Source organism: Haloarcula sp. CBA1127, from assembly GCF_001485575.1.
Taxonomy (GTDB): domain Archaea; phylum Halobacteriota; class Halobacteria; order Halobacteriales; family Haloarculaceae; genus Haloarcula.
The window spans coordinates 747821-772104 of the sequence record NZ_BCNB01000006.1 but is presented as its reverse complement, the minus strand read 5'-3'; the positions used below and the strand labels follow the sequence as shown (position 1 = coordinate 772104).

The following is a 24284-nucleotide window of genomic DNA, read 5'->3' as shown; positions in this document are numbered from 1 at the left end:
ACCTGGCCGCAGGCACCGACTACCGCGACCGCAGACGCCGCCAGCTTTTGGACGGTTCGCCACAGAGCAAGCTCATGCGCATCTGTAGCGTCTGCAACCGAGAGTACCCCCGTGCGGAACCCTGGCGGTGTTCCTGCGGGGCTCCGCTTGACTACGCCAGCCAGCCCCTGCCCGACAGCCGACCAGCACAGTTCTCACGGACCAGCGGGGTCTGGGACTTCGCTGACTTCCTCCCAATGAGTGAGCGAGTCAGTTTAGGCGAGGGCTGGACGCCGCTGGTCGACGCACCCGAATGGAACGCCAGCTTCAAACTAGAGTATCTCCACCCGACGGGGAGTTTCAAGGACCGCGGCGCCGCGACGGTCATCGCCGAAGCGCTCGAAGTCGGAGCCGACCGCGTGCTCGAAGACTCCTCAGGCAACGCCGGGCTGGCAGTCGCGTCCTACGCGGCGCAGACGGGCCTGGACGCGGAGATATACGTCCCGGCGAGCGCGAAGGAAACGAAGGTGCGCCGCATCGAACGAACCGGGGCCGATGTCGTCCCGGTCGAGGGGAGTAGAGAGTCCGTAACCGTAGCCTGTATCGACGCCGTGGAGAACGGGGCGGGGTGGTATGCCAGCCACGCCTGGAACCCCGCGTTCTTCGCTGGGACAGCGACGGCCGCCTACGAAATCGCCGCCCAGCGGGACTGGAGCGTTCCGGACGCTGTCGTCACGCCGCTCGGTCACGGGACGCTGTTTCTGGGCCTCTACCGCGGATTTCGGGCACTGGAGCAAGCTGGGTGGACGGACGCTATCCCGCGCATACTGGGAACGCAAGCGGTCGGGTACAGTCCCATCGCCGACGATGACGAGGGCGGGACTGTGCCGGACGACGCTGCCGCCAACGACCTCGCCGACGGGATCCACATCCGGGACCCACCACGCGGCCGGCAGATACGGCACGCCATCGACGAAACCGGTGGTGCCGCCGTCGCCGTCTCTGCGGCGGCAACCGAGCGAGAGCGCGACCGGCTCAGTGGGGCAGGGTTTCACGTTGAGCCGACGTGTGCGACGGCGACGGCGGCGCTCCCTCAGTTCAGAGAGCGGGGAGAACTCCAGGACGGTGACGACGTGGTTGTTGCGTTGACCGGACGAAATGACTAACGCATCAGCAGTGTCGAAACCGGGAACTCGGCATCGACGGAGAGCCACTGATCCTCAACGTCTGCCGTGTCGACATCCGGGGCGTAGCAGATGAGTCGCTCGCTGCCGTCGGGACGGGAGCGTACCACGGCAGGTAGTGTTCCCTCGTCAGCGTCAGCCGCTGCCGTCACCTCACTCGTCGACCGGGTATCGGAGTCCATGTCTCGGTTCACGACAGGTATCATTATTGTTACCTGTCGATTATCGGGCGTAAGGGCTACTGAACGTCGTCAAGCGGAACGAGAAGGTCCGACGAAACGGCCAGCCAGTTCGCTTCCAGTTCGGAGGGCGTGCTCCCGGGCGGATACAGGATCGAGCGCTGGCCGCCGCCCGCAGCCGGCTCGTGTTCGACAGTCAATAGCTTCTCGGCGACCTCGCTGTCGGCCGTATTTCGCCGCTGGGTGTCTGCCCCTTCGGTGCTCATGGCCGCACATAACGGTATATCAATATTGTTATCCGTAGTCTAAATCGAGGTATATCCCCATATTACCGGAATATTCGTGGTGCTTACTCACCGGTAGCCGGTTCGAACCGCTCCGCCTCAGCGAGACGGGTGGGTTGGCGCATCGAACCCGCCACGGACCAGCGGCTTCGCGATATGGCGGCGCGCGACCGGCGGGACTTCGTACCAGCCGCGTTCCAGTCCTCGCTCGATGGACTGCTCAGTCTTGCCGTCAGCGCTAGTCCCGCAGTCCCGACACCGATAGCCCTGGTTCCGGCCGGCGGATTTCATCGACCGGCCACAGTCCGGACAGTCCGGTGTGACGGCTTCCGTCCGAACGAGTTCCCGAACCGCGAGCTTCTCCAGTTTGAGCGTCCCGTCGCTCACTTCGCCACACGCGGTGATTCGGTCGCCGACCCTGAGCGATCGGACCCGGTCGCGAAAGCCCTTCGTCGGCTCGAAGGCCGCACAGTCGAGAGTCGCATCGTCGCCCTTGAGCGTAACGAATACGTGTCCACCCTCCCGCGTTTCGGGGGCATCGACCACGTCGCCGGTGACGCGGTAGGCGCTGTCGGCCGTGACTGCGTCGACAGCGGCGTCCTGTAGATGCACGTCGGTCCCCTGGTTCGTCACGAACGTCGCCCGGCGAGCGATGGGTTCGCTGTCGATTGCATCCGCGACGGCGCGACAGGCGGTCGGGTCGTCGCCGCGAATCCCGTAGAGAATCGGGCAGGGCGTCCGCGGCACACAGACCGGATAGGCCGACTCGCGGTCGACGGTATCCCACACGTCGGGGTAGTACTCCTCTGCCGCCGCGCGGACGCTCTCGCTGTCGACCGCTCGCTCAGTGCCCCACCGGTCGTGCTCCCGATAGGCGATGTGTTCGTAGGTCCAGTCCGACAGCGCGGCCCAGGCACCAACTGCCGCGAGCGCGCCGACGAGCCCGCGGCCGTTGCCCCGCTGGCAGCGGGCGAACCCGACTACATCAGCTAGCGTCGTCGCGGCCATCGGGTCCTGTATCGACCGGATGGTCTCGCGGGCGAACGTTGCGACCTGCGGCGGGACATCTTCGGGGTCGCAGTCAGCGACGATAGCGCCGGGGTTGGTCCGTGGGTCATCGGTTTCAGCCATGTCGAGTGTGTCCTCGGCCAGTCCAAGCGCTGTGTCGGCATCGAGGTCCGTATGCACCGCCAGCGCCGCGTTCCCGCGGGTCTTGTGTTCGACGGCGGGATTCAGCCGGACGAGGAGCAGTCGCTCGACGGTCCCCCCGGCATCCCGGATCGACTCGGCGAGGGTCGCGGCAGCGTAGGTCGTACACATCCCCCGTTCGCGCGAGTCCGTATCATCGAGGCCGACGACAGTCACGCTACGCTGTAGCCCCGAAGCGGTCAAACGCCTTTCGTCACGCCCGGCCCTCGATTCGGCCTGAGAGAGCAACGGACGGCGCAATACATATAATGGGTGAGCGGGCTAGACTCAGTAGAGGTACAGAGTACTATGTCACGGTCGGCGCTGGTGGAAAACGTCATGGCGATGCTCGAAGACGCTGGCTTCCTCGTCAGCGACCGCTGTGCGATTCGGCCGAAGAGTTTCGACATCGCTGCCCGTCGCGGTGAGGACGTGTTGCTCCTGAAGATACTGGGCAACATCGACGCCTTCGATGCACAGACCGGGGGCGAGATGCGGCGACTGGGCACGTATCTGAATGCCACCCCGATCGTGATCGGCCTCCGAACGCGCGACGAGGAACTGAAGCCCGGTGTCGTCTACTTCCGGCACGGCGTTCCCGTGCTGTCACCCGACACCGCGATGGACCTGTTCGTTGAGGAGGTCCCGCCGCTCATCTACGCCGCGCCGGGCGGACTCTACGTCAACATCGACTCCGAGATTCTCGCCGACGTGCGCGAGAACCGCGACTGGTCGCTTGGCCGTTTAGCGAAGGAGTTGGGCGTCTCCCGGCGGACAGTCTCGAAATACGAGGACGGGATGGACGCCTCCGTCGAGGTGGCCGCCGAACTCGAAGACCTGTTCGACGCGCCGCTGACCTCGCCGGTGAGCGTCCTTGACGGCGCCGAGGAGGTCCGGGACGACGAGCCGACACCGGACGACCCCGATGTCGCGCCGGAGGACGAGCCGATTGTGACGGTGTTCACCCGCATCGGCTTTGAGGTGCATCCGACGGACCGTGCGCCCTTCAAGAGCGTCAACGAGAGTGACGACCAGCACGGACAGGTCCTTGCCGGTCACTCGGCGTTCACCGAAACGGCCGAGAAACGGGCCCGCATCATGTCATCGGTCGGTGAGGTGACCCGGACCCGGTCGGTGTACGTCGTCGACGAACTCCGGCAGGAGTCTGTCGAAGGGACTGCGCTCATCGAGAAAGAGGAGATGGAGAACATCGAGGACGCCATCGATCTGCGGGACCTGATTATGGAGCGCGGCGAGGACCGCGAAGAAGTGGCCTGAGCGGCGGCTAGCTGTCTTCGCTACCAAGTAAAAACGAGAGACAGCGTAAGCGCCGGGTCTACTGTCCGTACGTCTCTTCGAGATATTCGACGATGTCGTCGGATTCGGGCATTCCGTCGACGCCGTTGTCCTCGTCGATGAGTACCGGAACACCGGTCTGGCCCGAAACCTCCTTGACTTCGGTCCGCTCGCCGTGGGACCGCGGGACCATGTGGGACTCGTAGTCGAGTCCGAGTTCGTCGAGCTTCTTGATTACCTTCGCACAGTACGGACAGCCTTCGAGTTCGTAGAGTTCGAGATTGGCCATTGCACACGCAAATAGGCGAGCCAGCGTCAAGAACACATCGGTGGTGTGTCCCAGCCGCGCACCGTCGGCAGCAGTTCCACCTGCGCTACGCGTCGATGTCGTCGGGTGCGTCGGCGAGCAGGTCCGACGCGGTTACGAGCGACGAGAGTTCGAGGTCGTGGTCGGCGAGGTTCTCGCTGGCTCCTTCCTCGCGGTCGACGACGACGAGCACGCGGTTGACGACAGCGCCGGCCTCGCGGAGCGCCTCGGCGGCGTCGACCGCGCTCTGGCCGGTCGTCGCGATGTCTTCGAGGATGATGACTTCCTCACCGTCGGCCAGATCGCCCTCGATTCGGTTGCCCGTCCCGTACTCCTTGGCCTGCTTGCGGGCGATAACGTAGGGGATACCGGTTTCGACGCTGGTGACCGCGACCAGCGGGACCGCGCCGAGGGCAACGCCGGCCAGCGTGGCGTCCGTGTCCCACTCGGCGATGCGCTCGGCGAAGGCCGCGGCGATGCTGTCCAGACAGTCGGGGTCGGTCTCGAAGACGTACTTGTCGACATAGTAGTTCGATGTGCCGCCGTGGGAGAGCTCGAACTCTCCGAATTTGACGGCGTCAGCGTCTCGTAGCGCCGCAATGAGTTCGTCGTTTGCCATACGCTCACTGAACGGTCACGGGGCTAATGACTGTTGGATTCAGACAGCGACATTCCTAAGCCCTTCCGCCTCAGACACTCGCTCGAATGCAAGTGTTCGGGTCGAGCGGCGTCCGAGGTGTCGCGGGCGATGAGCTGACACCGCGGTACGTCCTTCGGGTTGCACAGGCCGCCGGGGACGTCTGGCGTGACGACCACGACCGCGTGGCGATCGCCCGGGACACGCGGACGACCGGGCGGACGTTTATCAATGCCGCGACAAGCGGGCTGACGGCCGTCGGGTTCGATGTCGACCGCCTCGGCGTCGTGCCGACGCCGGGACTGCAGGCCTACTGCGAGCGTGAGGCGGTCCCGGGCGTAATGATTACTGCGAGCCACAATCCGGCCGCGTACAACGGCGTGAAGCTCATCGGCGCCGACGGGGTTGAACTGACACGGAGCACGCTCGACCGCGTCGAGCAGTCGCTCCGGGACGACACTCCAAACTACGCAGACTGGGAGACAGTCGGGTCGGACACCGCCATCGAGAGCGCCCGCCGCCGATACCGCGAGCAGGTGCTTGCTGCCGTCGACCGCGACCGCATCGCCGACGCCGACCTCACTATCGTCGTCGACTCCGGCCACGGGGCTGGCTCTCTTACAAGCCCCGACCTGTTCCGCGAACTCGGCTGTGAAGTCCACACCGTCAACACCCAGCCCGACGGCCACTTCCCCGGCCGTGACCCCGAACCAGTCGCCGAGAACCTCGAAGACCTGCGGGCGTTTGTCCGCGCGACCGACGCCGACCTCGGATTCGCCCACGACGGCGACGCCGACCGCGGGATGTTCGTCGACGAGACCGGAACCCACATCGAAGGCGACGCCGCGCTGGCCGCGCTCGCGGCGGCGAAAATCGAGTCCGGCGACGGCGTCGTCTCGGCAGTTAACGCCTCACAGCGACTGGTCGATGTCGTCGAGGACGCCGGCGCGACCCTTTCGCTGACCCCCATCGGGTCGACGTACATCGTCAGTCGCATCCGCAAACTGCAAAACGAGGGGACCCACGTCGCGATTGCCGGCGAAGGCAACGGCGGCATTCTCTTTCCCGACTACCGCATCGCCAGAGACGGCGCGTTCACCGCCGCGAAGTTCCTCGAACTCGTCGCTGACCGGCCTGCAAGCGAGGTTGCTGCGGACTACGACGACTACTACAACGTCCGGCGGAACCTCGAATACGAAACCGAAGAAGAGCGCGAGTCGATGCTCGAAGGTATCGAGGCCCATGCGAACGAGGCGACAGCTGACCTCGATACGACAGACGGTTACCGCCTTGACTACGGCGACGGCTGGGTACTTGCCCGACCGTCCGGTACGGAGCCCGTTGTCCGGGTCTACGCCGAAGCGCGCACGCTTGACCGCGCCGAGGAACTCGCCGAAACGATGGTTAGCCGAGCGACCCAGCAAACGAATACTTACAGCGGCGAATAGGTGTCCAGCGCGTCATCGATAGCCGCTCTGGCCTTGCGGGCAGCCGATAGTTCTTGTTCGACAGCACCGCTTGCCAGCCGCTCGCGTTCGGTTTCTGTGAGTTCCGAGCGAGCGAGGGCGCTCTCCCGCAGCCGCTCGTAGTCGTCTCGCTCCGCAAGTCCACGCACCTCCCGGAGCGCGGCAACGACTGACTCATCGGCGAAACGGGCAACAACCGAGCGGTACGCTCGGCAGAGCCATGGCAGAGCGGTCGCCGATGGCGGCGGCCAGTCAATCCGCACCGGCTCGGCGTCAAGCCGCCGGAGATACGTCTGTCGGGTGGCGACAGCGCTGCGGAGCGCTGCGGTGTCGTCAACGTAGTGGTCCAGTTTTGAGGCGGAGTAGTCAGCGTACTCCAGTAGTTTCGGAATCGGCTCGGTCCCGGCGTCGTGCTCGCGAACGTACGTCAGCAGTTCCGAGGGCGGGGACCGGAACTCGACTAACGGATACGCGTCCGCCTGGTCGATGACGGCCAGCACGTCTCTGGCCGGCGTGTTGCGCCTGAACTCGGTGAACGCCTCGGTGACGGCGTCGTTGTAGCGCTCGATTGGCTCACGAAGGTGCTCGACCGGCGCGTCGAGGTCGGCGTCGCCGAGCCGCTGGAGGCGTTCGAGGTCGTCGATGCGGTCGCGCAGTTCGTCGCGCCGACGGCCGGCGTCCGTTCGGGCTTTCTTGTACTGCTCGCGTGCGTCGTCAAGTTCGTCGAGTCGCCCGACGAGGTCGCCGATAGGGGAGAGCATCTCGCGGGCCTGCTCGAAGTCACTCTCGGTGAGCCGCCGCTGCTGAAGGAAATCGTCGATTTCTTCGAAGGTCTCCCGTTCGGGCAGGTCTTCGGAGAGGTCGTCGGTCAACGTCCCGACCCGGCCCTGAAACTCCATGAACGCCTCGAAGTCGCCACCGCCGGTTGCCCGGCCGTCGTAGCTTTCGAGCAGGTTCCACAGTTCGCGGTAGATGTCACGGCAGTCACGGAGCGCGTCCGCACCGATTTTCTCGACGCGCGCCTGTGCTCGGGCGTACGCGTCGGCGGCCTGTTCGAGTTCCGCCACGGCGTCGGGGGGTCCCGCGCCGCTTTCGATCTCAGTATCGGATTGTGCCATTAGTACACGTCGTCTGGGTCAAACACTTGTTCACCGACTGTCTCGCCGTCGACGGTCCGGTGAAAGCAGGACTCGTAGCCGGTGTGGCAGGCCCCGCCGGTCTGGTCGACGATGTACAGCAGTGCGTCTCCGTCGCAGTCGACCCGCACTTCTTCGACGGCCTGCGTGTGGCCGCTCGTCCCGCCCTTGTGCCAGAGTTCGTCCCGGCTCCGCGAGTAGTAGTGGGCCTCCCCCGTCTCGCGGGTCTTCCGGAGCGCTTCCTCGGTGACGTAGGCGAGCATGAGTACCTCACCGGAGTCGGCGTCCTGCGCGACTGCCGGGATGTACTCCTGCTCGTCGAACGCGAGGTCGACATCGGTCATACTCGGGCCGAGGCGTGTCCGCAAAATAGGTCTTCTGCTGTCAGCGGTCAGGCCAGCCCGACCGCCTGCAACAGCGAGAACAGCACGTCACCGTAGGTGAGCGAGACGACCAGCCCGGCGAGCATCGGAACGAGGAACGGAATCCCCGGCGAAATCCACACCTCGTCCTGTTCGGCAAGCACGTCCAGTCCATCACGGAGTTGCTGGGGTGAGGTGCCGTAGGCCGAGTGGTCGATATCGTCAAGGAACCGCTCGGCACCCCATGGGTCGTCGATTTGGTCGGGATAATCGGCCCCATCGGCCCCGATGTCGTTCGCTGACGGTTCGGCCACATCGCCGGACGCCGAGTCGCCGCCATCGGTCGCCAGAGACCCGTCACCGGGGTCGTTCGGGACTGCCGGAAGGGAGGTCGGAAGCCGATGCTGCTCGGGGTCGGCACGGATATCAGCGAGCGAGCAGCCGCGCCACTGGAGGTACATCCGGAGGGCGTCGAGGTCGAGGCCGCCGCGGTCAAACCCGTCGGGCGATTCGAGCAGCCGGCCATACTCCTCGGTGACGTTGGCGGTGGCGACGGGCCGTCCGATGAACATCGCCAGCGAAAATCGTCCCCGGGCGAGGTTCCCGGCGGCGACGGCCAGCGGATAGACGACGCCGGCAAGCACGGTGTTCGAGAGCACTGTCAGCGAGAAGACGCCGATAGCGGTCTGCTGAAGCGGGAGGGCGACGCTTGGCATGGGCAGGTAGTACACCGGATAGATGGGAAAGAGGACGGCGATGAGCATGAACGCCTTCGCATCGGCCCCGCCGAAGCCGCCGATGAGCCAGAAGCCGTACGACAGTGGAATGACGAAGCCGAGACTGATTGCAACCCTGATAAGAAACAGCCGCTGGCCGACTGCTGTCGGGCCGGTCCAGACGGTGTAGGCGTCCCACAGCAGGAGGACGACCGCCAGCACGGCAAGCGGGGTCCAGGTCCGGTTGGGCACCCGGCGAGTTTTCACGTCGCGGTAGGCCGCCCACCCGAACACCGGGACAGCGACCAGCCGAAGCAGGTCCGGTATCGACCCGAGCACGGCTATACGCAGTACAGCGGCCCCCCTAATGGTTCCGGTACGACGGCTATCGGACGCAGTCGCTGCTGGAAGAAGAAAGTGTAGTGCGCTGCAGGAGCCGCGTTAGATGACGCGGTTCTGCAGGTAATCGAGATGCTTGGCGTTGTAGACGATCTTGACCTCGTCGGCGTCCGGGCTGCCGATACAGGTCAGGCGAACGTTCTTGTCTTCGACTTCCTCGTCGCTGAGGATCTGCTGCATGTCCATGTCGATGTCGCCTTCGAGAACGATGGCGGCACAGTTCGCACAGGCACCGGCACGACACGAGAAGGGCCAGTCGTAGCCCTGTGCCTCAGCGGCCTCAAGGATGTACTCGCCTTCGTTCACGTCGAGGGACCCGTAGTCCTCGTCGTCGAGGTCCATATCTGACGCCTCTGCGAAGACGTCGTCGTCGTACATGTCCCAGCCGTTATCGTCCACTACTTCGTAGTTAAGGTACTCTACCGTGGGCATCACCTGATTGGTTCGAACCCCGCCCTGTTAGACTTTGCCCTTCGGTTTTAGGTCGTGCAAAATAATGAGGGACAACGCGGGGATTCGTCGTGAATAGAGGACTGCTGTTCGGGGCCGATTCTAGCTCAGGCGATCGGCAGGAACTTGAACACCAGATACGCAGCGAGCGTCGCAATCGACGGGACGATGTTCTGGAGGAAAATCACTCTGGCGGTGGTCCCGGGTTCGAACAGATCCGACGCTGACGGGATGTCCTCCCGCGACTCCTCGCCGATGGGCTCAGTCTCGGCCTGCTTCGGCGTCCCCTTTTTCCCGCCAACAGTCGGGGCGTCCGCGGCCTCCGCGTCAGTGGTCAGCGCACCAACGGAAGCGGCGGGAGACGCGCCCTGCACAGTGTCCGAAAGGCTCGTCGTTCGCGTCGCACGGCCCCACCCGAGCCCGACGATGCTCATCGTGGCGATGATGACGAAACTCGCCGGGATACCCAGTGCAGAGAGGAAGGTGACGATGGTAGAGGCGACTGCCGCGACGACGATGGCAGCGACCAGCGGGAGATCAGTCAGGTCATTGCCGACCGTGTCCATCGTCCGGCGGGCGATGGTGAACGCACCGAGGCCGATAGCGCCGCCGCCGAGCAGAATAGCCGGGTACAACTCCAGTGAGCCGTTGCCAACGAGAGGCGCAACGGCGTTGGCGACGTTCGACGCCCCCGCCGAGAAACCCATGTAACAGCCGATACCGATGACGACGACGGTCCCGACAAACTCACGTGGTGTCGTGTTCTCGCCGAGCCCCGGCCGCGGAATCGCACCGGAGCGATCGAAATCCAGCAGCGCTCCTTCGCTCTGTGAGACAGCGAACCACTCGACGAGTGTCGGGTAGAAGTACCGTCCGATAACGCCGCTGACCCAGAAGGCGATAATCGGCGAGACGAGCCACCACGAGACGATTTCGAGCATCAAGGCGGCGTTCAACGTCCCGCGGGCGAGGCCCAGCCCGGCGATAGCGCCAACGGCCGTCATCGACGTCGACGCCGGAACCCCGACCACGTTCGAGAGGAACAGCGCGACGCCGATGAAAAACAGGACAACAATGCTGATCAACGGCGAGAACTGCGTGGCGACGAGGTCACTGCCCAGGCTCTGGACGACGGCCGGGCCGACGATGAGCCCGCCGGCCATCGCAAATATCGTCATCAGGGCCGCTGCCGAGAGTTTCGAAAGCGTGTTGGACCCGACCGCAGGCCCGAACGCGACACCCGTGGACGATCCCCCGATATTGAAGCCGACGAAGATAGCGACGATGATGCCGAGCGCGAAGAGAACCTCAACCATATGTAGTGCAGACGTGGCGGGGAGTAAAGGGTACGGTCTGGCGTCCGGCGGCGACTAGAGGACGTACTGGAAGACCAGATAGGAGGCGACCGCCGAGATGCTTGGGGTCAGTATCCACAGCATCACAACTCGGCCCGTCGCTGCGGGGTTGAACAGGTCGGCGGCGGTGGTCGCCGATTCGGGAGCCTCTTCGCCGATGCCCGGGACCTCGGACTCCCCGCCGGCCGCCGGGCTGTCCTCGTCGTGGTCGGCCGCGAGCGCGTTGACCGAGACGCCGCCGTCGCCGCTAGCGGCTGGCGTGCCCTTGACCGCCGCGCCGGCAGCGTCGGTCAACGTTGTCGTCCGGGTCGCCCGCCCCCATCCCAGGCCGACGACGCACATTGTCGCCGACACCGCAAGACTCGCGGGGATGCCCGCAGCCGACAGCAGACTGATGATTGTCGCGCTTACCGTCTCGACGATGAGCGCTGCGAGAATCGGCAGTTCGGTGAGGTCGTTGCCGACCGTATCGAGGGTCCGCCGGGCGATGGTGAACGCGCCCACGGCGATGGCACCGCCGGCCAGAAGCACGCCGGGGTACAGTCCCAGCGAGCCGTTACCCACCAGCGGTGCGACGGCGTTTGCGGTGTTCGACGCCCCCGCCGAAAAGGCCATGTAGCAGCCAATGGCGACAACGAGGAACTGCCCGATACGCTCGCGTCGAGTCGTCTCCGGCCCGTCAGTCTCGAAGACGATGCGGGCCGCCAGATGCGGGTAGAGGTAGCGACCGACGACCGCCGATAGCCAGAACGCGATGATGGGGGCGACCAGCCACCAAGAGACGATGCGCCCCATCACGTCCCAGTCGATGGTTCCACTTGCGACGCCGAGGCCGGCGATAGCGCCCACGGCGGTCATTGACGTCGAGGCGGGCACACCGAAGAGGTTCGAAACCAGCAGCGCCAGTCCCACGAAGAAGAGGACTGTCACGCTGGCAAGCAGCGTGAACTGGCTGCTCGGGACAATCTGTCCACCCATCGTGTCGATGACCTCGGTCCCGACGGTCGCGCCGCCCAGCACCGCGAAGCAGGACATCAGGGCGGCAGCCGTGACCTTCCCGATGGTGTCCGACCCCACTGCCGGACCAAAGGCAACACCGGTCGAGGACCCACCGATGTTGAAACCGACGAAGATGGCAACCAGAAGCCCAACAGCAAAGAGAATCGAGACCATGTCCAACAGCAAACCCCGACGGGTCTAAACAATACCGTTCGTGACCGCTCTCGGAGTCAAACGGTTCGCGTCGGGATGTCTCGTCATCACAGACCGCAGACATCCCGTACGACCATCCTCGCTATCCAATCGATGGCCGGCCGTCACAGCCACTCAGTCGCGGTCGTCATCGCCGTTGTCAGCCGGCACCGTCTCCTCGACTTCCGACGCTGTCTCCTCGACCTCACTCGCCGTCTCTTTGGCCGCTTCGACCTCGTCGGTGACCGATTCGGCGGTCTGTTTCGCGTCGCTGGTCTTGTCTTTGACCTCCGTAGTCTTGTCTTTGACTTCGGTCGTCCTGTCTTTCGCTTCCGTCGCCTTGTCCTTGACCTCAGTCGTCTTGTCTTTGACTTCCGTTGTCTTGTCCTTGACTTCGGTCGTCTTGTCCTTGACCTCGGTGACCTTCTCGGCGGCGTCTTCGTCGCCGGTCTCGGTCGCAGTCTGTTCGACTTCGTCGGCCGTCTGCTCGACCTCCTCGGCTGTCTGTTCGACTTCGTCGACGGTTTCTTCCACCTCGCCCGCGGTCTGTTCCACCTCGTCGGCCGTCTGCTCGACTTCGTCCGCTGTCTGCTCAACATCCTCTGCAGCCTCGTCAACCGTTTCAGCGGCGGTTTCGACCTCGTCAGCGGTCGTTTCCAGCTCTTCGGCGGTCGTCTCTAGTTGCTCGGCTGCCTCTTCGAGCTCAGCGGCCTTGGTGGCGACATCCTCGTTCGTCCGCTCGAGAACGTTCGCGAGGACGAGGAACTGTAGCAAGCCAACAACGACGAACGCCGAAATAGCGATGCTCGCAGCGGTCGCAAGCAGTGACTCCGTGCCGGCACCAAGCGGGAGAGCGCCGAACGCGACCAGCCCCCAGGCCAGTGCCAGGCCGACGGCGACGACCATCACGGCCTGTTCGAAGAGTTGGTACTCGCGCTCGTACGGTCCGAACATGATCGCTTCGAGCCGACGGGCGAGCGGTGTGAGGACGAGTGTAGCAGTAACCATGTCGGACCTTTCCCATCACGCCGTAAAAGGATGGGGGTGGATTTGTGCAGACAGCCGCCCGTATACGGTGGACCGACACGCTTTCGACGGCCGCCTCCGGACCAACGGCCATGTATCCCGAGTTCGAGGTCGTTCCCGCGGTCGATATGCAGGACGGACAGGTGGTCCAGCTGGTCGGCGGCGAACGCGGCACGGAGAAAACCTACGGCGACCCGGTCGAGGCCGCACAGCGATGGGTCGACGCCGGTGCGCGGACACTCCATCTCGTCGACCTCGACGGCGCGTTCGAGGGCGAGCGACAGAACGCGGCGGCCATCGACGCCGTCCTCGATGCGGTGGGAGCCGACGTGGACGTGCAACTCGGCGGCGGTATCCGGACCGCCGAGGACGCCGTGTCGCTGCTTGACCGCGGGCTGGACCGCGTCATCCTCGGGACCGCCGCCGTCGAAAGGCCGGAAATCGTCGGCGAAATCAGCGACGAACACCCCGGCAGTGTGCTCGTGAGCCTCGACGCAAAGGACGGCGAGGTCGTGGTGTCGGGCTGGACCGAGGGGACCGGTCTGGACCCCGCCGACGCCGCCGAGCGGTACGCCGACCTCGGGGCAGGTGGCATCCTGTTTACCGACGTGGACGTGGAGGGGCAACTCGAAGGGGTCCGGACCGAGCCGGTCCGCCGGCTGGTCGACAGCGTCGACATCCCGGTCATCGCCAGCGGCGGCGTCGCGACCATCGATGACGTACTTGCGCTTCGGTCAGCAGGGGCCGCCGCCGTCGTCGTCGGCAGCGCGCTCTACGAGGGGCAGTTCACGCTCGACGCGGCGATTGACGCGCTCGCCGAGGACTAATCGAGCGAGACGAACGGCAGCGTCGCCCGCGAGTCAGCGCCATAAGCCAGCGCGTCGGACTGGCTGACGCCCTCCGGCGTCGTCAGGTCCATGATACGCGGGGCATTCTCAACTGCATCCGGCTTGGCACCGCCGAAGACGTAGCCTTCGGCTTCTTCGGCAACGGGGCGCAGCGACCCGCGGTCCTCGGACTGCACCATCGCAACGACTTCCAGGTCCTCCGCGTCAGTGCCGTCGGCGGCTTCTCTATCGATGGAGAGTGTGACTGTGCCCGCGTCCACGTCGACGGCCTCGCCGAGTGAGACCGCGTCCCCATCGGCGTCGGTCAGTGTGGCACCGCTGGCGTCGGTCGCGCTCTTGGAGAAGCCGCTGATCTCCAGGCGGTACTGCCACGGCGACTCGAAGTCGACGTTCGCGCCGAGGTCCGCAAGACTGCTCGTCGACCCGCTGTCGGCAGTCGGGTCGCGCAGCCAGAGGACGAACCACTGCGGCGAGAAGCTGCGGCTGCTGCCAAAGGCGTTGTAGAGGTTTGCCACCTCGAAAGTAAAGCGGTGGAGGCTCGGCGTCTGTTCGACAGTCAGCGACTCCAGATCGAACGCGCCGTCCTCGAAGTCACCGCTGGCCGGATACGTGTAGCCGCCGGGACCAGTGTCGTCGCCAGACGGGTCGGCGAGTTCGGCCACCGTCGCCGGCGGCTTGACCGTCACCGTTCCGCTGGCGAGCGTCGTGCCGTCCGGGAGCGCGACTGACACGTCGTAGTCGCCGGCTGCGTCGATGCTGTAGCCGAAGTCGTAGGTGGCGTCGCTGGCGTTGGGCGGGAAGCGGACGTTCTCCGTCCCGACGGCCTCACCGTCGACGCGGAGCGTCACCGTGGTCCCGCCGATGAACGCCCCGTCGTTGCGCCCGGTGGCCCGGATAAACAGCTCCTGGATGAACACCTCGTCGCCGATGGTGACGTCGAAGTCCTGCTCGGGCCGCTTGTACTCCGGCAGGTCGTTGATATCTTGGCCCGTCGCGCGTCGGAAGCGGACAGCCGTCCCGCCGCTGCCGACCATCGACGCGAGCAGGGTCGTGCCCGGTGTGACGATGGCCTCGTCGACGCGAACGTCGGTCAGATTCTCGTCGTAGGCCGCGTCGATGCCGTCAGCGTAGATTTCGGCGACGTACTTCGGGCCGTTGGGGACGTTGCCATTGCCCGTGCCGTTCTTCTTGCCGTTGCCGCTGGCCCCGTTCGTTCCGTTCTTCTTGCCGTTGTCGTTCCCCGGCCCCTGCCCGTCACTGTCCGAGGCGGGCGAGAGGAACGACAGGGGCACGTCGACGGCGCGGCCGCCCTCGTCGGTCATCGCGCCGAGGTACCATTCGTCGTCTTTCTGCCGTGCAGTGGCCATGTAATCGCCGATTTCGGCGTCGATGACGCGCGTGTCGTCCCAGCCGGCGGCCGGCACGTCCTCGATGAACTGGAACGCGTCGACGGTCTCGCCGCGGATAGGAGCGGTCTCGGGTTCGGGCATCGATTCGCCGGACTCGGTGACCGCCATCGAATCGAGATTGAAACCGCCGGTGTCCTCGGCGGTCAGCGAGAGGGCGATTTCGTCCCCGTCGCCGGACAGCGAGACGGTCGTCGAGACGCTCCCCCAGACATCCCAGTAGTCGGTGGGTGGGAACGTGACTTGGCCGGCGGCGCTGCCGTTGACCAGCACCGTCGCAGTGCGGTCAGTATCCGGACCGACGGCGTTCTCCTCGGCGTCGCTGGCGTACCGGAAGTGGAGGTCGTACTCGCCCTCGCTGGCGTCCTCGACGGTCCAGGAGACGGTCGCACCGGGCGCGGCGCTGTTGGGGTCGATGGCGACGTACTGCTCGCCCTGGGCGTTGGCCCAGCGGGCGGCCGTCGAGAACCCGTCGAGGTCCCCCCACTCGGCCTGTACAACCTCGCCGACGGCGGCGGTCGACGGCTGGTCGGCCAGGTAGGAACTCGGCAGGTCGGCGACCATCTGGAGGCCGCTGAAGTACGTCGGATACATCGCCAGTTGCTTGGCGCGGGTGGTCTCGATGCCGCCCGACCCCGAGTCCATGTCGAAGATGCCCGGCGTGTACTCCACCGGCCCGCCCAGCATCCGCGTAAAGGGGAATGTGACGTGGTGCTCGGGACTCACGTCGCCGAAGGCGTCGTACTCCTGGCCCTTGACCCCCTCGCGGGTCATCAGGTTTGGATAGGTTCGCCGACGGCCAGTCGGGTGAATCGGCTCGTGTATATCGAGCATCTGTCGGTTGGCCGCCGCCGTCTCGGCGACCAGCGTGTGGTGGTTGACCAGTATCTGGTTGTGGTGGCTGTAGCTCTCGCCAGCGAGGTCGCCGCTGTCGGAGACGTAGCCGTTCTTGATGGTCCGGATTCCGAGGTCGTCATACAGCGAGAACGCCTCGTCGAGCTGTGATTCGTAGTTCCGGAAGTCCCCGGCCGTCTCGTTGTGCATCGTCATCTGGGTCGGTGGGTCGAGGCTCGCGCCGTAGTCGGTCACTGCCGCCAGATCGAAGTCCGGATACGGTGTGGAGAAATCGAAACTGCTGCCATCGCCTGGATAGCTCGACCAGCCCTCGTTCCAGCCCTCGACGAGGACGCCGGGGATGTCGTGCTCGCTGGCGAAGTCCATGTACTGCGTGGCGCGCCCGGTCTGTGCGCCGTGGTTGCCGGTCTGTGGACCCTGATACTCCCACTGCGCTCGACCGGTAATCATCAGCCACCAGACGCCAATGAACTTCTGGGGCTCGATCCAGTCGACGCCCTGCGTGAACACCGCCTCGTCGTAGTCCTCGTTGAGATTCACCACCAGATTCGACTCAACGAGGTCGCCCGCACTGGTCCCGACCTGTACCGTTCGCCACGGGGTCACGTGCGGGGCCGACGCCGAGACTTTCGTCCCGTCGGGCAGCGACGCGAGCGTCGACTCGAAGAGCGTGTCGCCGGCGTCCGCCGGCGTGAGCGCGAGCGAGGCGTAGTCCGTGAGATCGGCCTCGTGGACGGCAAGGTAGCGGCCGTCGTCGGTCCGCATCGTCATCGGCGTGTGGATGCCGTCGAAGCCAGTGCCGTCCAGTTCGCCAGCGACCTCGCTCAGCGGCGTCTCCTCGTACTCCACCTCGAAGTTGTTGTAGTCGTTGGGAATCCACCACGAGGTGTGGTCCCCGGCGAAGTTGTACTCGGTCCGCTCAGACGAGAGTACGAACTGGTCGCCGAACGGCTCCCCGAAGACGAACCGGAAGCCGACGCCGTCGTCGAACACCCGGAAGACGAGCGTCCCGAACCGCTCTGCCCCGGTCGATTCCACAACCCCCAGCCGGAGTTCCATGTACCGCTCCTCGATCTCGTCGTAGCGGTCCCAGACCGGCATCCAAGTGGTATCGACCTCGGTTCGCTCGCTCCCGGTGACTGCCAGCCCCGAGCGGAACGTGTCCTGATTCTGGAACTCGAAGCCCAGTTCTGACTCCTCAATGAGCGCCGTCCCGTTGTGTGCAACCTCGTATGTTGCCACACCGTCGCTGACATCGACAGTGAGTGTTACTGCCCCGTTGGGTGACGAGATAGTCTGTGTGGCCGAGTCGTCGCCCGCTGTCACCTGTGCGGCAGCGTCGTCGGAGACAGAGACCGAGAACGCCGACGCGGCCAGCAGCGAACCGACCCCACCGAGGAACTGTCTTCGGCTTAGGTTAGATTTGGGCTGTGATCTTTCTTCAAACATCGAGTCGTTCCTGCTGCGGATCAATAATAAAAGTTCACCTAGAATTACGTACCAGTTAGTAATTGGATATCGGATTTGCCCTGAATATCCCGGTATAGTTGGGCTGTGAAGGTGCTGAACGCCTATCCGGCTCGCACCCATAGTGTAGATATGGACCGCAACGAGGTTCGCCGCGCGTGGGACAGTGTCTCCGAGACCTACGCCGAGCGGCGCGACCCGACCGGGTCGGACGCAGCCCTGCTCGACGATCTGCTCGAACGCCTCGCCGAAGCGCCGACCGTCCTCGACGTGGGCTGTGGCGACGGCGCGCGGACGCTTGCGAACCTCCCGCCGAACAGCGTCGGCCTCGACTTCTCCAGAGCGGGACTGAACCTCGCCGCCGAGACAGTGCCGGACAGCCGGCTGGTGCAGGGTGATATGACGGCGCTCCCCATCGCAACCGACAGCGTGGACGCGATCACGGCCTATCACGCCGTCTTTCACGTCCAGCGAGACCAGCACTCGGCCGTCTACCAGGAGTTCGCCCGTGTGCTCCGGCCGGGCGGCACCGTGTTGATGACGCTGCCAAGCGGCCAGTTCGAGACCGTGCGTCGCGGCTGGATGGGCGGATCGATGTTCTTCTCAGCGCCGGGTCGGCGGGCGACGCTCGAGCAGTTGGCCGACGCCGGCTTCACCGACACGGAGACCGTCACTGCGACGGACCCGCTAGGGAGCGATAGCGAGTTCGTCTTCGCCACGCTCGACGGCGATTAGTGACTCCCTACTTCCCCAAATCGTCGGCGGTGCTGACGTGCATCCCGACGAACTGCCACGGCCGGTCCCGGCCGGTGGCTTCGAGCGTCCCGCTCCAGCGCGTGTCGTACTCGTGGCGGACCGTGCCCTCGGCGTCGGTCCAGCACAACTCGACGTCGTCGCTGAACCACGCGTAGTCCTCGCGTTCTGTCACCTGGAGCGCATGGCTGTCGACAGTCCAGTCGCCCGTCGTCTCAGTCTGCTTTTGCAGTCCGTCCCTGATAGCGTCGGCCCCATTCAACTGCTCGGAGATGCCGAACTTAACCACCGAGCGGTCCGTATCGGCGGCGAAGAACGGACCGAGCGGCTCGCCGGCCCGCAACGCCGCGTAGTACGCCTCGATAGTCCCGGTTGCGTTCATGCGTTTCCGTACAGGGGCCAGCCACTTCACTGACACACTTGGCGGCTGAGCATGAGGTTCACCGGACGTTGCCAGTGCAGACGGCTACCGGTTCACGCCCACCGTCACCCGTCCGGGGTCCAGCGTCAACCCCATCGAGATGTCCAGTTCGTCGGTCACACGTTCGAACTCGACGCGTCGGCACATCGTTGCCAGAACCAGTTTGAGTTCGGTCATCGCAAAACGCATACCGATACAATGGCGCGGCCCGCCGCCAAAGGGGAAATAGGCGTAATCAGGACGGTCAGGTGCGTTGTCTGTGATATTGCGGTCTTCGTCGAGCCATCGCGTCGGTCGGAACTGTGCAGGCCCGTCCCAGTAGCGGTCGTCGCGCTGCAGAGCGACGCTCGGAAGCTGTACAGTCACGTCAGGGTCAATCCGGTAGCCACCGAGGACGAGTGGGTTGTCTGGTTGCCGATACAGCGAGTAGACCGGCGGATAGAGCCGCAGTGTTTCCCGTACTACAGCTTCAGTGTACGGCAGATCAGACAGGTCATCGAACCCGAGTGGACCGTCGAGAGTGGTCGCTTCGGTGCGGAGTCTGTCCTGCACGCCAGGATGCCCTGCGAGTAGCCAGCAGGCGTAGGTAAGCGTGGTGGCAGTCGTCTCGTGTCCCGCAAACAGGAACGTGACGAGTTGGTCCCGGACGACAGTCGGAGCCATCTGTGTCCCATCGGGGTACTCGGCGTCCACGAGCATCGAAAGCAGGTCGTCACGCTCTCCGGTTTCGTCTCGACGGGTGGCGATAAGCGTGTCAACGAGGTCGTCTAGGTCGGCCATCGCGCGGTCGTGCCGGCGCTCCGTTGGCGTCCGGGGGGCCCACTCCGGCAGAAACGAAATCAGTCCCATCCTATCGACCATGGCGTCGATGCTCTCGGCCGCCTCGCGGACCACTGCGCCGCGGGTAGCGTCCAGATCGAGGTCGAACAGCGCCTGTGTGAGGATGCGAAGTGTGAGTGTCGAGAGCGTGTCACTCAGTTCGATTTCGGTAGCATTCGCCCAAGACCCGACCAGTTCGGCCGTTTCGTCGACCATCACCTGCGTATACGAGCGAATACGGGCGGGCGTGAACGCCGACTGAAGAGCCAGCCGCTGGCGACGCCACTGGTCGCCCTCGGCAAAAACAAGGCCATCCGGAGCTATCAGCTCCCCGAATTCCTGCTCGAACTCCCCCTTGCTGAACGCGTCGTTCCGGGTGACCAGCACGTCTTCAACGATCTCGGGGTCGTACATGACCGCGAACCGTTCACCGAACGCGCTGTAGCCGACGACTGGGCCGTACTCTCGGAGCCCTCGTTCGAACGCGATAGCGTCTCGTGCAAGCGAGATAGTCGACCCGAGCACTGGAAGTCCACGTGGCCCCGGTGGCGTCGGGGCCGTGTCCAAGGTAGGTTTGCAAACTGCTCTCTCCGAGTCGGTATCGACGGCTGTCTCAGCGTCATCCGGTTCTCCGCCGCGTTCGTCCCCGGTGTGAGGGTCAGATATAGTCATCAGTGAAACAGTAGTGCGCAACGGCCCTCGTCGGTGCCGTGAAGCAGTGAACTTCTTTAAATGTGTACCCGCAATGGACGGCTGTGAAATCGGTCGACCTCACGCTCTCGTTGCCAGCGTGGATGCAGTTGCCAATGCCGGACCACATCGCATCCGATGCCGTGGTTCGGGAAGAACTTCTCTCGTGGCAAGTCCACCCAGACGGTGAGACAGTTTCGTTCCTCTCGCTGGTGGTCGGCGACCTTGCCGCAAGTCAGACCGCGGCTGACGACATTGAGGTCATCCAGCGGACCTCGTTCACATCCATCGATGACGAGACGTTCTATGCCTACGTCACGATGGAAAACCGGGAGGCAGACAGTGCGCTCATGAACACACTGCAAATCCCGGGACTTGTTCTCGTCCCGCCGGTCGTATACACCGACGAAGCGACGATGCAGGTGACTGTGTTGGGCGAAGAGGATACGCTCTCGTCAGTGGTAGCGCGCGTTCACGACGACGTCTCGGTGAGCATCGAACGCGTCAGCGACCACGGTCGCCTGGGTGGGTCCCTCGCGGGGCGACTCACTCGCCGCCAGTTCGAGGCTGTCGAAGTTGCCCGTGACCTCGGCTACTACGCGGTCCCTCGGACAGCTTCGCTGGCGGAGGTGGCTGCCGAACTCGACATCTCAGAGAGCGCAGCGTCATCGCTACTCAGAAGGGCCGAGCAAGCACTGGTGGACGCAGCACTCGTGCGATGAAGTCGAAACAGAACTCCAGTGTCACACCGGGATGAAACCGCCCGGGTTGATCACTGCCGGCAGCCAACTGTCCATGATAGCGTCTACTGGCCTTCAGTCAATCACGGTATCCGGGTTCAGCGACAGCACAGCACGTTTGAGTCCCATAGAAAGCCGATTGTCCGATCCAGAGGGTGAGACGGGGCTGCCGTCTCGACTTCTGCGGATCGCTACGGTTCGCGGCCGCTGGCCTACGGCCCTTGTTTTCCGGAGTGCGTCGCGACGGCAGGGGTTTTTTAGCTGTTCGGGTCGCCGGCCACATCAACATCGGCCGACGCCGGACCCGCAATCCTTACGCCGCGGACGGCCACACGGACGTGTATGACAGAGGCGACGGGAATCGTCGGGGAGTTCCTCACGCTCAAGGAGGGGACCGACGCGGACCTGCTGGCGATGCAGTGTGGCGACTTCTACGAGTTTTTCGATGAGGACGCCGAGATCGTCGCCGACGAACTCGACCTGAAGGTGAGTCAGAAGTCCTCGCATGGCTCGTCGTACCCGATGGCGGGGGTTCCGGTCGACGACCTGACGCCGTACGTCTCCGCACTGGTCGAGCGGGGCTACCGGGTCGCTATCGCCGACCAGCACGAGACCGAGAACGGCCACGCCCGCGACATAACGCGGGTCGTCACGCCCGGGACGCATCTGGAGACCGGCGACGAGTCGGCGCAGTACCTCGCCGCGGTGGTTCGGGAGGCCAGCCGGGACAGCAGCGACACCTACGGCATCGCCGCGACAGACGTGACCACCGGCCAGTTCCAGGTCACGCAACTGGACGACGCCGACGCGGGCGAGGCGCTGACAGAGCTGTACACGTTCGGGCCGGCGGAGATTCTTCCCGGCCCGGAGCTCCGGAACGACGACGAATTTCTGGACCGTCTGCGCGAGCGGACTGACGCGGCGCTGACGCTTCACGACTCGGCGTCGTTCGAGCCGGGGCGGGCGAGCCACACCGTCCGCGAGCAGTTCGGGAGCGAGACAGTCGACAGCGTCGGCATCGGCGATCAAGACGTGGCACTGCGGGCCGCCGGCGCGGTGCTGTCCTACGTCGAGGACACCGGTGTCGGCACGCTGGCAGCGGTCACGCGCCTGCAAGCGTACGGCGAGCGCGACCACGTCGACCTCGACGCGACGACCCAGCGCAATCTCGAACTCACCGAGACGATGCAGGGCGACAGTTCGGGGTCGCTGTTCGACACGATCGACCACACCGTCACGGCTGCCGGCGGGCGACTGCTCCAGCAGTGGCTCCAGCGACCACGGCGAAACCGGGCCGAACTCAAGCGCCGGCAGTCCTGCGTAGCGGCGCTGTCAGAGGCGGCGATGGCCCGCGAGCGGATTCGAGAGACGCTGTCGGACGCCTACGACCTCGAACGGCTGGCCGCACGGGCCACGTCGGGCAGTGCGGACGCGCGGGACCTGCGAGCAGTGCAGGAGACACTGGCACTGTTGGGGCAGGTCGCCGACGCCGTGACCGAAACCGAGCGGCTGGCCGAGTCGCCCCTCGCTGATTCCCTCGACGGTGCCGACCGCGAGGCGGCCGACGCGCTGGCCGCCGAGTTGGACAGCGCACTGGTCGCGGACCCGCCGGGGACGGTGCGTCAGGGCGGCCTGTTCAAACGGGGGTACGATGACGACCTCGACGAGATTATCGACGAGCACGAGGCCGCGCTGGAGTGGCTGGAAACGCTGCCGGACCGCGAGAAGGAGCGGACCGGCATCACCCACCTCTCGGTCGACCGGAACAAGACCGACGGCTACTACATTCAGGTCGGCAAGAGCGAGACCGACGCCGTCCCGGAGAAGTACAAGCACATCAAGACGCTCAAAAACTCCAAACGGTACACCACGCCCGAACTCGACGAGAAGGAGCGAGACGTGTTGCGTTTAGAGGAGCGCCGCCACGACATGGAGTACGAGCGCTTCCAGAAACTGCGGGAGCGCGTGGCCGAGCGCGCGACGCTGCTGCAAGATGTGGGCCGAACGCTGGCGGAACTGGATGCCTTCGCATCACTGGCTGTCCACGCCGTCGAGAACAACTGGACCCGGCCGGCGGTCGTCGACGGCAATGAACTCTCCATCGAGGCCGGCCGCCACCCGGTCGTCGAGCAAACGACGGAGTTCGTTCCGAACGACCTCTACATGGACGACGACCGGCAGTTCCTCATCGTTACCGGGCCAAACATGAGCGGGAAGTCGACGTATATGCGCCAGGCCGCGCTCATCACGCTGCTTGCGCAGGTGGGCAGTTTCGTGCCGGCACGGTCGGCAACCGTCGGACTGGTGGACGGCATCTTCACCCGCGTCGGCGCGCTGGATGAACTCGCACAGGGCCGCTCGACGTTCATGGTCGAGATGCAGGAGCTATCAAACATCCTCCACTCGGCTACCGAAGAATCACTCGTGATACTGGACGAGGTCGGTCGCGGGACAGCTACATTCGACGGCATCTCAATCGCCTGGGCGGCGACGGAGTACATCGTCAACTCCATCCAGTCGAAAACGTTGTTTGCGACTCACTACCACGAGCTGACGGCGCTGGGCGAGGAACTACCGACCGTCGAGAACGTCCACGTCGCGGTCGACGGCGAGCCCCGCTCCGCAGGCAGCGACGGCGACGTGACGTTCCTCCGAACGGTCCGGGACGGCCCGACCGACCGCTCCTACGGCGTCCACGTCGCCGACCTCGCCGGCGTCCCTGAACCAGTCGTCGACCGCTCGCAGGCGGTGCTTGACCGGCTACGCGACGACAAAGCTATCGAGATTCGCGGCAGCGAGGGGAACGACGGCGGAACGACACAGGCCGTCTTCGACCTGGATTCGGGGCAGTTCAGGGACGGCGCGTCCAAGTCCGGTGACACAGCAGCCGGTTCGACAGCTGAGCCGATGGTGACCGACGGCGACCCCGAACACACGCTCGGCGAGTCCGCGGCTGAAGGCCCCAAAGGCAACGAGAGGGCAGCGTCGCTCGATTCTGAGACCGAGGCTGTCCTCTCGGAACTAACAGAACTGGATGTCAACGAGACGCCGCCGGTCGAACTGATGGCGAAAGTACAGGAGTGGCAGGCCGAACTGGACGACGAGTAGCAGACAGCGTCCGATTTTCAGC

At 64.9% G+C, this 24284-nt stretch carries 22 protein-coding genes; 7 read left to right on the top strand and 15 right to left on the bottom strand.

Annotated features, from left to right (window positions below; all coding sequences use genetic code 11):
• Window positions 1-74 precede the first annotated feature (74 nt).
• Window positions 75-1145, top strand: coding sequence for a pyridoxal-phosphate dependent enzyme (locus AV059_RS08500; RefSeq protein WP_058993898.1), 1071 nt, complete (start codon window positions 75-77; stop codon window positions 1143-1145).
• On the opposite strand, the gene AV059_RS08495 is transcribed toward AV059_RS08500, so the two are convergent.
• The 3 genes from AV059_RS08495 to AV059_RS08485 all read right to left on the bottom strand — a co-directional run bounded on the left by AV059_RS08495 (window position 1142) and on the right by AV059_RS08485 (window position 2991).
• Complete coding sequence (locus AV059_RS08495; RefSeq protein WP_228841769.1) at window positions 1142-1369, bottom strand: hypothetical protein; 228 nt, start codon at window positions 1367-1369, stop codon at window positions 1142-1144. The two genes, AV059_RS08500 and AV059_RS08495, sit on opposite strands and share 4 nt — an antisense overlap.
• A gap of 32 nt (window positions 1370-1401) precedes the next feature.
• A complete protein-coding gene (locus tag AV059_RS08490) occupies window positions 1402-1608 on the bottom strand; it encodes a hypothetical protein (RefSeq protein ID WP_058993894.1) in 207 nt (68 codons plus the stop codon).
• A gap of 117 nt (window positions 1609-1725) precedes the next feature.
• Complete coding sequence (locus AV059_RS08485; protein WP_058993892.1) at window positions 1726-2991, bottom strand: tRNA(Ile)(2)-agmatinylcytidine synthase; 1266 nt, start codon at window positions 2989-2991, stop codon at window positions 1726-1728.
• A gap of 132 nt (window positions 2992-3123) precedes the next feature.
• Here AV059_RS08485 and AV059_RS08480 point away from each other — a divergent pair, with 132 nt between their 5' ends.
• Entirely contained in the window at window positions 3124-4092 is a 969-nt protein-coding gene (locus AV059_RS08480) for a transcriptional regulator (RefSeq protein WP_058993889.1), read from the top strand.
• Window positions 4093-4150: 58 nt separating this feature from the next.
• Here the strand turns inward: AV059_RS08480 and AV059_RS08475 are convergent, their stop codons facing one another.
• Both AV059_RS08475 and pyrE read right to left on the bottom strand, forming a co-directional pair.
• Window positions 4151-4399, bottom strand: coding sequence for a glutathione S-transferase N-terminal domain-containing protein (locus AV059_RS08475; protein WP_058993887.1), 249 nt, complete (start codon window positions 4397-4399; stop codon window positions 4151-4153).
• An 85-nt stretch (window positions 4400-4484) separates the two neighbouring features.
• Window positions 4485-5036 (bottom strand): orotate phosphoribosyltransferase, encoded by a 552-nt coding sequence (gene pyrE / locus AV059_RS08470; protein WP_058993885.1) that lies wholly within the window; start codon window positions 5034-5036, stop codon window positions 4485-4487.
• Between the two features lie 86 nt (window positions 5037-5122).
• On the opposite strand from pyrE, the gene glmM reads away from it, so the two are divergent.
• Window positions 5123-6502 (top strand): phosphoglucosamine mutase, encoded by a 1380-nt coding sequence (glmM, locus tag AV059_RS08465; protein ID WP_011224276.1) that lies wholly within the window; start codon window positions 5123-5125, stop codon window positions 6500-6502.
• On the opposite strand, the gene AV059_RS08460 is transcribed toward glmM, so the two are convergent.
• From AV059_RS08460 to AV059_RS08430, 7 genes are all read right to left on the bottom strand, one after another.
• A complete protein-coding gene (locus AV059_RS08460; RefSeq protein ID WP_058993883.1) occupies window positions 6487-7638 on the bottom strand; it encodes a hypothetical protein in 1152 nt (383 codons plus the stop codon). The two genes, glmM and AV059_RS08460, sit on opposite strands and share 16 nt — an antisense overlap.
• Entirely contained in the window at window positions 7638-8000 is a 363-nt protein-coding gene (gene hisI, locus AV059_RS08455; RefSeq protein ID WP_053966672.1) for a phosphoribosyl-AMP cyclohydrolase, read from the bottom strand. Before hisI ends, AV059_RS08460 begins: the two co-directional genes overlap by 1 nt.
• A 47-nt stretch (window positions 8001-8047) precedes the next feature.
• Window positions 8048-9073: an A24 family peptidase gene (locus AV059_RS08450; protein WP_058993881.1), complete on the bottom strand. Its 1026-nt coding sequence runs from the start codon at window positions 9071-9073 to the stop codon at window positions 8048-8050.
• 102 nt (window positions 9074-9175) lie between these two features.
• Window positions 9176-9565: a ferredoxin Fer1 gene (gene fer1 / locus AV059_RS08445; RefSeq protein ID WP_058993879.1), complete on the bottom strand. Its 390-nt coding sequence runs from the start codon at window positions 9563-9565 to the stop codon at window positions 9176-9178.
• 125 nt (window positions 9566-9690) lie between these two features.
• Window positions 9691-10899 carry an inorganic phosphate transporter gene (locus AV059_RS08440; protein ID WP_058993877.1) on the bottom strand — a complete coding sequence of 403 codons (1209 nt, stop codon included), beginning with the start codon at window positions 10897-10899 and terminating at the stop codon, window positions 9691-9693.
• A 54-nt stretch (window positions 10900-10953) separates the two neighbouring features.
• Complete coding sequence (locus AV059_RS08435) at window positions 10954-12111, bottom strand: inorganic phosphate transporter (protein WP_058993875.1); 1158 nt, start codon at window positions 12109-12111, stop codon at window positions 10954-10956.
• A 153-nt stretch (window positions 12112-12264) separates the two neighbouring features.
• Window positions 12265-13137, bottom strand: a complete 873-nt coding sequence (locus AV059_RS08430) for a hypothetical protein (RefSeq protein ID WP_058993872.1) — start codon at window positions 13135-13137, stop codon at window positions 12265-12267.
• Window positions 13138-13247: 110 nt separating this feature from the next.
• Between AV059_RS08430 and hisA the strand changes: the two genes are divergently transcribed.
• Window positions 13248-13982 carry a 1-(5-phosphoribosyl)-5-[(5-phosphoribosylamino)methylideneamino]imidazole-4-carboxamide isomerase gene (gene hisA, locus AV059_RS08425; RefSeq protein ID WP_058997519.1) on the top strand — a complete coding sequence of 245 codons (735 nt, stop codon included), beginning with the start codon at window positions 13248-13250 and terminating at the stop codon, window positions 13980-13982.
• On the opposite strand, the gene AV059_RS08420 is transcribed toward hisA, so the two are convergent.
• Window positions 13979-17713 (bottom strand): glycoside hydrolase family 97 catalytic domain-containing protein, encoded by a 3735-nt coding sequence (locus AV059_RS08420; RefSeq protein ID WP_058993870.1) that lies wholly within the window; start codon window positions 17711-17713, stop codon window positions 13979-13981. The genes hisA and AV059_RS08420 overlap by 4 nt on opposite strands.
• A gap of 150 nt (window positions 17714-17863) precedes the next feature.
• Between AV059_RS08420 and AV059_RS08415 the strand changes: the two genes are divergently transcribed.
• A complete protein-coding gene (locus AV059_RS08415) occupies window positions 17864-18466 on the top strand; it encodes a class I SAM-dependent methyltransferase (RefSeq protein ID WP_058993868.1) in 603 nt (200 codons plus the stop codon).
• A gap of 7 nt (window positions 18467-18473) precedes the next feature.
• Here the strand turns inward: AV059_RS08415 and AV059_RS08410 are convergent, their stop codons facing one another.
• Complete coding sequence (locus AV059_RS08410; protein ID WP_058993866.1) at window positions 18474-18866, bottom strand: nuclear transport factor 2 family protein; 393 nt, start codon at window positions 18864-18866, stop codon at window positions 18474-18476.
• A gap of 84 nt (window positions 18867-18950) precedes the next feature.
• The gene (locus tag AV059_RS08405; RefSeq protein WP_058993864.1) at window positions 18951-20396 is read right to left on the bottom strand and encodes a cytochrome P450; all 1446 of its coding nucleotides are present in this window, start codon (window positions 20394-20396) and stop codon (window positions 18951-18953) included.
• An 83-nt stretch (window positions 20397-20479) separates the two neighbouring features.
• Between AV059_RS08405 and AV059_RS08400 the strand changes: the two genes are divergently transcribed.
• Window positions 20480-21136 carry a helix-turn-helix domain-containing protein gene (locus AV059_RS08400; RefSeq protein WP_058993863.1) on the top strand — a complete coding sequence of 219 codons (657 nt, stop codon included), beginning with the start codon at window positions 20480-20482 and terminating at the stop codon, window positions 21134-21136.
• Window positions 21137-21496: 360 nt separating this feature from the next.
• The gene (mutS, locus tag AV059_RS08395) at window positions 21497-24262 is read left to right on the top strand and encodes a DNA mismatch repair protein MutS (RefSeq protein WP_058993861.1); all 2766 of its coding nucleotides are present in this window, start codon (window positions 21497-21499) and stop codon (window positions 24260-24262) included.
• The last annotated feature ends 22 nt before the right edge of the window (window positions 24263-24284 follow it).